Genomic DNA, 7151 nt, shown 5'->3' with positions numbered 1-7151 from the left:
ACCGCCACAACTACCGACTCCGCATGCTCCTCATCGGCGGAGGACTCACCCCATGACCCACGCTCAACTCCGAAGAGCCAGCAAACCCTTGGCCGAACGCATCTGAACCCCCCTCAGCGACTCATCGAAATGAACGAGCCAGAGTATCCCCCCCCGGGGGGCCGTCAAATCCTTGCGCACCAACGCCCTTGGAGGCAGACCGAGGCAAAGGTGCCCCCGAGGTCACTGCATCGTGCGCTGCCAGAGGGCGGAGTAGGCCTCGAGGAAGGCCGTGTGCACGTGGTGCCAGTGCGGCGAGTCGGGGTCGATGAGGTCCGCGTGGTGGGCGCCCGGCAGCACGTGGCTGGGGGCGTCGAAGTCCTCGCTGTGGGCGACGGGCACGGTGGCGTCGTCGGCGCCGTGGACGAGCACGGCATCCACCGGCTGGGCGTCGGCCCAGCGGCGGCGCGGGTCGAGGTGGTCGTAGGCCTCGGGCGCCTCGTCCGGCCCGGCGCCCACCCAGTCGGTCACGGCGCCGTGACCGAGGCCCTCGCGCGCGCCGCGCGTGAGATCGGTGACGCCCGCCAGGGAGACGGCCGCCACCTCGGGCCGGCCGGGCTCCATCGCGCGCAGCAGCGCCAAGGTGCCGCCGGCGGAGTGGCCCACCCACACGCCGGCCACGGGCCCCTGCCCGTACCAGCCCTGCTCGGTGAGCAGCTCGTCCACGGCCAGCAGGTCGGCGAGGCTTCCCATCGGGTTGCCCGGCTCACGGCGGTACTCCGGCAGGGCCACGCGGAACCCGTGGTCGGCCAGCACATGGGCGGCGGCCCGCAGGTGGGTGCGGTCGATGCCGGGGCGCCAGAAGCCGCCGTGCACCAGCACCGTGGCAGTGGTGGCCTCCTCGGAACCGAAGGTCTCCACCACCAGGCCGTGGCTGCCGATGTCCGTGCCCGTCGGCGGGGCGTGGTCCTCCAGGCGGGCGATGACCTCGTCCTCGAGCACGGCGGTGTCCTGCGGGTTCTCGGCCATGCCCCGCACGCTAGCGGGGTCCGGCGCTCACCGGGGCCGACCCCGTCCCCCCTCACCCCCTCCGCAACTCGCAGTTGTCAGGTGTCCACTTTGACGCGACACGCCGGGGATCCGCGCACATCGCAGTGATCAGGTGTCGAGATCGCCGGGGCGGGTGGCGCGGAGGCCGGCCGCGAGCGCCGCACCCCAGAGGACGAACAGCGGGTCCCACAGCAGCGCGTGCCCCGCGAGCGCCGGGTCCTGCAGCGTGCCGCCACCGGCCAGACCCGCCCAGGCTCCCAGCATCCCGGCACCGCCCCAGAGGAGCAGCACCCCGGCGCCTGCCCACGAGGCCACCCGGATCCACCGCGGGGCGGGCTGGCTGCGGTGTCCCCACCAGGGCACCACGGCACCGGCAGCCTTCGCGAGGGTGACGGCACCCAGCAGCGCGCGGGTCGAGGCGGCACCCTCCTCCTGCATCTCGACGGCGAAGTCACCCACCGTGTCCAGCAGCCACGTACCACCGAGGGTCCAGAACAGGCTGGCGGCGGCGTGGACCAGCCCGGCCAGCATGGCCGTGGTGAACCACACCCTCCCGTCGCTCATGGGTCCAGCCTGCCGGAGTCGCGCGATCCCGCGCCACAGTCTTCTCGCCGGTCAATCCCGCAGCAGTGGCAGCACGTGGTCGGCCAGCAGCGGGGCCAGGAGCTCGGGGGCGATCTCGGCTTCGAGCGCGCCGGCATCCACCGGGAGCCAACGCAGCTCGTCGATCTCGGCGGCCGCCCGAGGCTCCCCCTCGGGACGGGCGTGGAAGACGGTGCTCTTCAGGAGGCGGCCCGGCTCATTGGCCGCCGGGCCGGAGAAGGCGCCGAGCAGCTGCATCGATGCGGGGTCCACCCGCAGCCCGAGCTCCTCACCCAGCTCCCGCGCCCCGGTCTGCGCCGGCGACTCCCCCGCCTCGGGCTTGCCGCCGGGCAGCATGAAGCGCTCGGTGCCGCGCTTGCGGACGGTGAGGACGCGGCCGGCGCCGTCGCGGACCACCACCCCGGTGACGACGATGGGCGGCTGGTCGGCGGACGTCGCAGTCATGGTCGCGAGGGTAGCGGCGGCGCCCGCTCAGTAACCGGTGCGGCCGTCGACGACCTCGCGCAGCAGGTCCGCATGCCCCAGGTGCCGGGCGTACTCCTCGATGAGATGCGCGTACACCCAGCGCAGGTTCACCGGGTCCCCGTGGCGGGTGCCGGCGACCGGGGCGTCGAGGTCGGTGACCCCCGCACACCAGGCGCGGGCGCGGTCCACCGCATCGGAGAAGGCGGCGACATCCTGTACGGCGGTCGCGGCCCCGGCATCGAGGAAGTCCCCGTCCGGTGAGGCGGGGGTGGAGTAGACGTCCGGCACCTCCGCACCCGCGACGACCTCACCGCACCAGTACAGCTCCACCTCGGTGAGGTGGCGGACGATGCCCGCCAACGACAGCGTCGATGGGGGGACCGCGCGCTGGGCGAGCTGCTCGCCGGTGAGCCCGCCGACCTTGAGCGGCAGGGTCTGTCGGTACAGCTCCACCCACCACTCGAGGTTCTCCCGGTCGCCGGCGAGGAAGGCCTGGTCGGGTCGGGTGTCCGGCGGGTCGGGGGTGGTGGCGGGGAGGTTCGGCGCTGCGGTGGTCATGGGGGGAGGCTCGCCGCTGGGGCACTGCCGGTCAAGCGGGTTTCACGGCGCCTGGGTGATGCCGTGCACGGCGGTGGCCACAGTGCGGGCGGCCAGGGCGTCGACCACCTCGTCCGGTGCGCTGCGCAGCGGGCCGGAGACGACCAGCATCGAGAACCCGTGCACGGCCGACCAGCACGGCGCCTCTGCGCCCTCGCGCAGCTCAGCGGCCAGCGAGCCGTCGGCGACCATGCGGTCGAGGGCATCGGACAGGTGCAGGAAGGGGGTGAGGCCCGAATCGCCAGCGGCCCGGGGGTCGGCGGAGAGCTCGAGGTCCGCCGGCTCGGTGAAGGCCGTGCGGAACAGCCCGGGCTCGGCCCGTGCGGCCTCGATGTAGGTGCGCCCCACGGCCGTGAGGTGAGCCGCCCCATCGGCCTGCGCGGGGAGGCCGGCCCGGGCGGCGTCCATCGCGCGGGCCACGGCCGCCTGGGCCCGGAAGGTGACCTCCTGCACCAGGGCGGCGCGGTCGGCGAAGTGGCGGTAGGCCGCGTTCGCACTCACGCCCACCTGGCGGGTGAGCGCCCGCATCGTCAGTGCCTCCGGACCCTTCTCCCGGGCCACGGCCTCCGCCTGCTCGATGAGGGCGGCGCGCAGGTCGCCGTGGTGGTAGCCCCCGCGCGGGGCGGGGTTCTCACCGGGATCGGATGGGGGGCTTGGCACGGGACTCCTTGATGTGTACGGTGAACACATCCTACATGTGGACACCGTTCACATTCCTCTGAAGGGACCTGCACCATGACCGCACGCACCACCACCCAACGCGCCGGGACGCCCATCTGGCGGGACTTCTGGACCACCAACCCCGACGGCACGGCCGCGTTCTTCCGTGCCCTGTTCTCCCGGGAGGTCGAGCCCGGACTGATCGCCATGGACATCCCCGCTGGTGGCCCGGAGATGGGCGGATACACCACGGCCCAGATCGACGGGCGCCATGTGCTCGGCATCGGCCCGGCACTGCCGTGCGGGGTCGACGTGGCCGCGGTCTTCCTGGCCACCGACGATGCCGACGTCACGCACGCGAAGGCCCTGGAGCTCGGGGCGACCGAGGAGATCGCGCCCACCACGGTGCCGGACCATGGACGCTTCTCGGCGATCGTGGACCCCGCCGGGGCTCTGGTGGCCTTCTACGAGAGCCACGGGATGCTGGGCTACGGCACGGTCGACGAGCTGGGCTTCCCCTGCTGGCAGGACCTGCTGACCCCGGACGTGGCGGCCGCCGAGGCGTTCTACGGCGAGCTGTTCGGGTTCACCTTCGACCAACAGATGGCGCCCTACTCGGTGGCGCAGCTGGGTCAGGACGGGATCTTCGGCATCGGGCCGTTGGAGGCCGGCGCCGAGGCACTGTGGGTGCAGTACACGCTGGTGCCGCAGCTCGACCCGGTGCTGGCGAGGGCGCGGGAACTCGGTGCCGGGCAGGTGGGTGAGGTGATGGAACTCGAGTTCGGTCGCTCGGCGCACCTGACCACCCCGGCGGGTGCGGCGTTCGGGCTGTTCGAGGGCTCGGAGGAGATGCAGCACCAAGTTCCCGAGGGTTGACCCGATCCCCCGCGTGCGCCCGCCGGACCTCCACATGTTCGTCAACCACCGACGGCCCCCTGCAGCGCCTGCCCGGTCGTAGTGCCGGCATGCACCATGTCGACACCGAGGCGCCAGTGCACCACCTCACCAACCCGGTGGCTTTCACTGGTCCACGACGAGGACCCTTCGGACTGGCTCACCACGTCGGGGGGCTCGTTCGCCACATCGGGACATCCGGCGGCCCACGCCCGACTGGCGCCCATCACCCGAAGATCAGACACATTGAGCCGTGGCGAGGATCCCTCCCATTGACGGCAACAAGCAGCTCGAGCGCGCGTCCTCCTTGTCGGCCATCGCCGCCATGTCCGAACCCACCAGCCGCGCCTACTTCTGCCGAAAGCGCGCCCAGGGCAAGACGCACGACGCCTCCCCGATCTGCCTGGCTCGACGTCGGCGCGATATCCCGCACGCCATGCTCCGAGACGGCATCACCCGGCGCAGCCGCTTGGCGAATCCCATAGTGACACCCCCCCTTGACACTCCCGCACTCCCCAAGTATCTTGAAGCTCTCGGGATCATCCCATACGTAACTTCTGCGCATCCTTCGCGAACGTCACCCTCCCGGGATCGCCGTTCCCAATGTTGTCTGCAACCTAAGGTTGCCTGCAACTTTTTCGAAAGGATGCTTCATGTTGCGTTCCCTGTCCACGATCACCGTGATCTCCTTAGCGTTGGCCGCACCCACCGCTGCTGCACCCACCGCTGACACACCGACCCAGCCATCTGGAATGGGGGCCGCCGAGTTGGCCACCCTCGTCACGCAAATCAACGAGAGCCAAGTTGCCGACGGGAGCATCCAGACGATCGGCGCATACTCTACCGCCGACGCCGAGACCAATGCGCAGTCCGTAAGGGCCGAGGCGAACAGGGTCGACGCCATGTATGACGCCATGCAGGAGGACGGTAGCCTCCTGGTCGTGAAGACGCAGTCGGCTGCCGTCTCCACCACCGCGCTCGAGGGCGGTCGCCTTGTCACGCTGCACACGGTCCGCACCCTGAACACTGGAACGACGTGGGAGGAGATGGAAACCTTCGTTATCGTCGACGAGGCCACGCAAGGCGTTCCGGCAGGTACGTTCTTTGCCGTCTCCCCTGAGATCGTCCGAACGGACCCCTCAGTAGCTTCCATGGCAGATTCACTCGGCATCGACTACACCGACGAGTCAGTAGAACCGTCCGACACCGAGTTGCCCCCTCTGCCGCCGGCCATGCAGGTTCCTTCATCCTCGACGCGTCCCACCGGGGGCACCGCGGCGGGCATCTACACCGGATACTCGAACGTAGCCAACAACACCACCGTGCGCGACTACGGTCGCCGGCACGCCCTCTCCAGGAACAGCGCCTACAAGCCGTTCTCGAACGACTGCACCAGTTTCATCTCGCAAGCCCTTAAGGCAGGCGGGTGGCGGACCCGAAACGGGTGGTACAGAGACGACACGACATGGTACTACTCTGGCGGCCTCGCGGTCAAGGCAAGTTGGACTTGGGCAGGCGCAGAGAACTTCTACCGCTTTGCCCGCAACAAGTCTGGCCAGGCAGGGCGACTCCCCAACGTCTATGACCTGCGCAATGGTGACATCCTGCAGTACAAGGAAGGTGGGTCGGCCAACATGAACCACACCATGGTGGTCACAAAGATCGATAACGGGGTCCCACTGCTCTCGTACCACACCACCGACACCCTCAACAAGCCCTTCACCGCCATGGGTAAGTCGGGACGCACATGGTTCGCCACCGCTGTCTGATCCGCATTACACTGATCGCGGCCCTGACAGCAGCCTCCATCACGGGGTGCTCCCAGGGCACGTGCGGGAGCGGGCGGGAGACGCCCACCGAGGTGGTCTCGGCCCTGTTGAAGGAAACCGGCCCCGAAGCCACTGTGGACTCGGTCTGTGAGTTCTCCGGGGAGGGCTTCGAGCCCAAGACCAGCAACTGGTTGAACGCCGTGCGCGAGAAGGCTGGAGGCGCTGACGCCGCCTCCGAGCTCACGGTCCGCGAGCTGACCGGGGAGCAGATGGCCCGCAACCACCAGGTGCAGGTCAGCACCGCCGACGGCCCCGTCGCGACGGTCACCGTGTGGGACGTGAGCGAGGACGGGGACCGTTACGTCGTGCAGCCCCACGACGAGGACATCCCCCGCTGAGCGGCGACCCTATCGACCGACGAGGCCCGGCCCCACCAGGGAGACCGGGCCTCGTTGGCCACGGTCACCGCGTCAGGCCGTGGCGGTCTTCAGCGCGCGGCCGGTGGCGGTGTCGGCCAGCGTGAGCTCCGCGGGGGTGCCGGTGAAGACCACCTCGCCGCCCTGGCGACCGGCGCCGGGGCCCACGTCGATCACGTGGTCGGCCTGGCTCACAACGTCCAGATTGTGGGCTCTTCGGAGTTGAGCGTGGGTGCTTGGGGGTAGGGGTCGAGGTCCCGGGCATGATCTGAGGACTTCTACCCCCTCGGATCGCCAAGGACCTCGACTGTGCCTGAGCCTACTTCCCCGTGCCCTGCTGCCTCGTGTGGTGCCTGTCAGACGTGGCTGGGGTTGCCGGCGATGAGCGTCACCGGGGTGGTGGATGACGGTGATGCTGGGCTGGTGGTGCACGTGGAGTCCACGTCGGGGCCGGCCGGGTGCCCGCACTGTGGGGTGGTGGCCACCGCTCACGGCCGCGATCAGGTCCGCCTGGTGGACGCCCCCTCGTTCGGCAGACCGGTGCGACTGGTGTGGGCCAAGCGCAGATACGTGTGCCGAGAGGCCCTCTGCCCTGGTGCGAGCTTCACCGGCTCATCCGATCTGAGGGTGTAGTCGTGGTCTGAAGCCGCCGGCTTCGAGGAGGGATCGGGCGACGTAGTGGGTCAGGTTGCGGAAGCCGAGGGCGGACCCTCGGAGG

10 protein-coding genes are annotated in these 7151 nt (G+C 70.2%); 4 read left to right on the top strand and 6 right to left on the bottom strand.

The features are described from left to right. Positions 1-222: 222 nt before the first annotated feature. The 5 genes from CYJ76_RS11320 to CYJ76_RS11300 all read right to left on the bottom strand — a co-directional run bounded on the left by CYJ76_RS11320 (position 223) and on the right by CYJ76_RS11300 (position 3354). Entirely contained in the window at positions 223-1008 is a 786-nt protein-coding gene (locus CYJ76_RS11320; protein ID WP_101850147.1) for an alpha/beta hydrolase family protein, read from the bottom strand. Positions 1009-1137: 129 nt separating this feature from the next. Further along, a complete protein-coding gene (locus tag CYJ76_RS11315; protein ID WP_070706130.1) occupies positions 1138-1593 on the bottom strand; it encodes a DUF3995 domain-containing protein in 456 nt (151 codons plus the stop codon). A gap of 51 nt (positions 1594-1644) precedes the next feature. Then, on the bottom strand, positions 1645-2076 hold the full coding sequence (locus CYJ76_RS11310) for an NUDIX hydrolase (RefSeq protein ID WP_070706128.1): 432 nt from the start codon (positions 2074-2076) through the stop codon (positions 1645-1647). A gap of 27 nt (positions 2077-2103) precedes the next feature. After that, entirely contained in the window at positions 2104-2655 is a 552-nt protein-coding gene (locus tag CYJ76_RS11305; protein WP_070706126.1) for a DinB family protein, read from the bottom strand. Positions 2656-2697: 42 nt separating this feature from the next. Then, positions 2698-3354, bottom strand: a complete 657-nt coding sequence (locus tag CYJ76_RS11300; protein WP_237769852.1) for a TetR/AcrR family transcriptional regulator — start codon at positions 3352-3354, stop codon at positions 2698-2700. A 75-nt stretch (positions 3355-3429) separates the two neighbouring features. Here CYJ76_RS11300 and CYJ76_RS11295 point away from each other — a divergent pair, with 75 nt between their 5' ends. From CYJ76_RS11295 to CYJ76_RS11285, 3 genes are all read left to right on the top strand, one after another. Then, the gene (locus CYJ76_RS11295) at positions 3430-4230 is read left to right on the top strand and encodes a VOC family protein (protein WP_101850146.1); all 801 of its coding nucleotides are present in this window, start codon (positions 3430-3432) and stop codon (positions 4228-4230) included. A gap of 671 nt (positions 4231-4901) precedes the next feature. After that, the gene (locus tag CYJ76_RS11290) at positions 4902-6017 is read left to right on the top strand and encodes an amidase domain-containing protein (RefSeq protein ID WP_101850145.1); all 1116 of its coding nucleotides are present in this window, start codon (positions 4902-4904) and stop codon (positions 6015-6017) included. Between the two features lie 134 nt (positions 6018-6151). After that, positions 6152-6415: a hypothetical protein gene (locus CYJ76_RS11285; RefSeq protein ID WP_070706119.1), complete on the top strand. Its 264-nt coding sequence runs from the start codon at positions 6152-6154 to the stop codon at positions 6413-6415. Between the two features lie 72 nt (positions 6416-6487). On the opposite strand, the gene CYJ76_RS12580 is transcribed toward CYJ76_RS11285, so the two are convergent. Next, positions 6488-6628, bottom strand: a complete 141-nt coding sequence (locus CYJ76_RS12580) for a hypothetical protein (protein WP_180802298.1) — start codon at positions 6626-6628, stop codon at positions 6488-6490. Between the two features lie 186 nt (positions 6629-6814). Here CYJ76_RS12580 and CYJ76_RS11280 point away from each other — a divergent pair, with 186 nt between their 5' ends. Continuing rightward, positions 6815-7066, top strand: a complete 252-nt coding sequence (locus CYJ76_RS11280) for a transposase family protein (protein WP_238138196.1) — start codon at positions 6815-6817, stop codon at positions 7064-7066. Positions 7067-7151: the final 85 nt, after the last annotated feature.

Source organism: Kytococcus schroeteri, assembly GCF_002847825.1.
Classification (GTDB): Bacteria; Actinomycetota; Actinomycetes; order Actinomycetales; family Dermatophilaceae; genus Kytococcus; species Kytococcus schroeteri.
Note: the sequence above shows the minus strand (reverse complement) of the source record. Positions and strands in the feature narration are given on the sequence as shown.

Bases quoted from the DNA above. Each gene is read 5' to 3' on its own strand.
- CYJ76_RS11310 (WP_070706128.1), bottom strand. From the start codon at position 2,076: ATGACTGCGACGTCCGCCGACCAGCCGCCCATCGTCGTCACCGGGGTG.
- CYJ76_RS11320 (WP_101850147.1), bottom strand. From the start codon at position 1,008: ATGGCCGAGAACCCGCAGGACACCGCCGTGCTCGAGGACGAGGTCATC.
- CYJ76_RS11280 (WP_238138196.1), top strand. From the start codon at position 6,815: ATGAGCGTCACCGGGGTGGTGGATGACGGTGATGCTGGGCTGGTGGTG.
- CYJ76_RS11290 (WP_101850145.1), top strand. From the start codon at position 4,902: ATGTTGCGTTCCCTGTCCACGATCACCGTGATCTCCTTAGCGTTGGCC.
- CYJ76_RS11305 (WP_070706126.1), bottom strand. From the start codon at position 2,655: ATGACCACCGCAGCGCCGAACCTCCCCGCCACCACCCCCGACCCGCCG.
- CYJ76_RS11295 (WP_101850146.1), top strand. From the start codon at position 3,430: ATGACCGCACGCACCACCACCCAACGCGCCGGGACGCCCATCTGGCGG.
- CYJ76_RS11315 (WP_070706130.1), bottom strand. From the start codon at position 1,593: ATGAGCGACGGGAGGGTGTGGTTCACCACGGCCATGCTGGCCGGGCTG.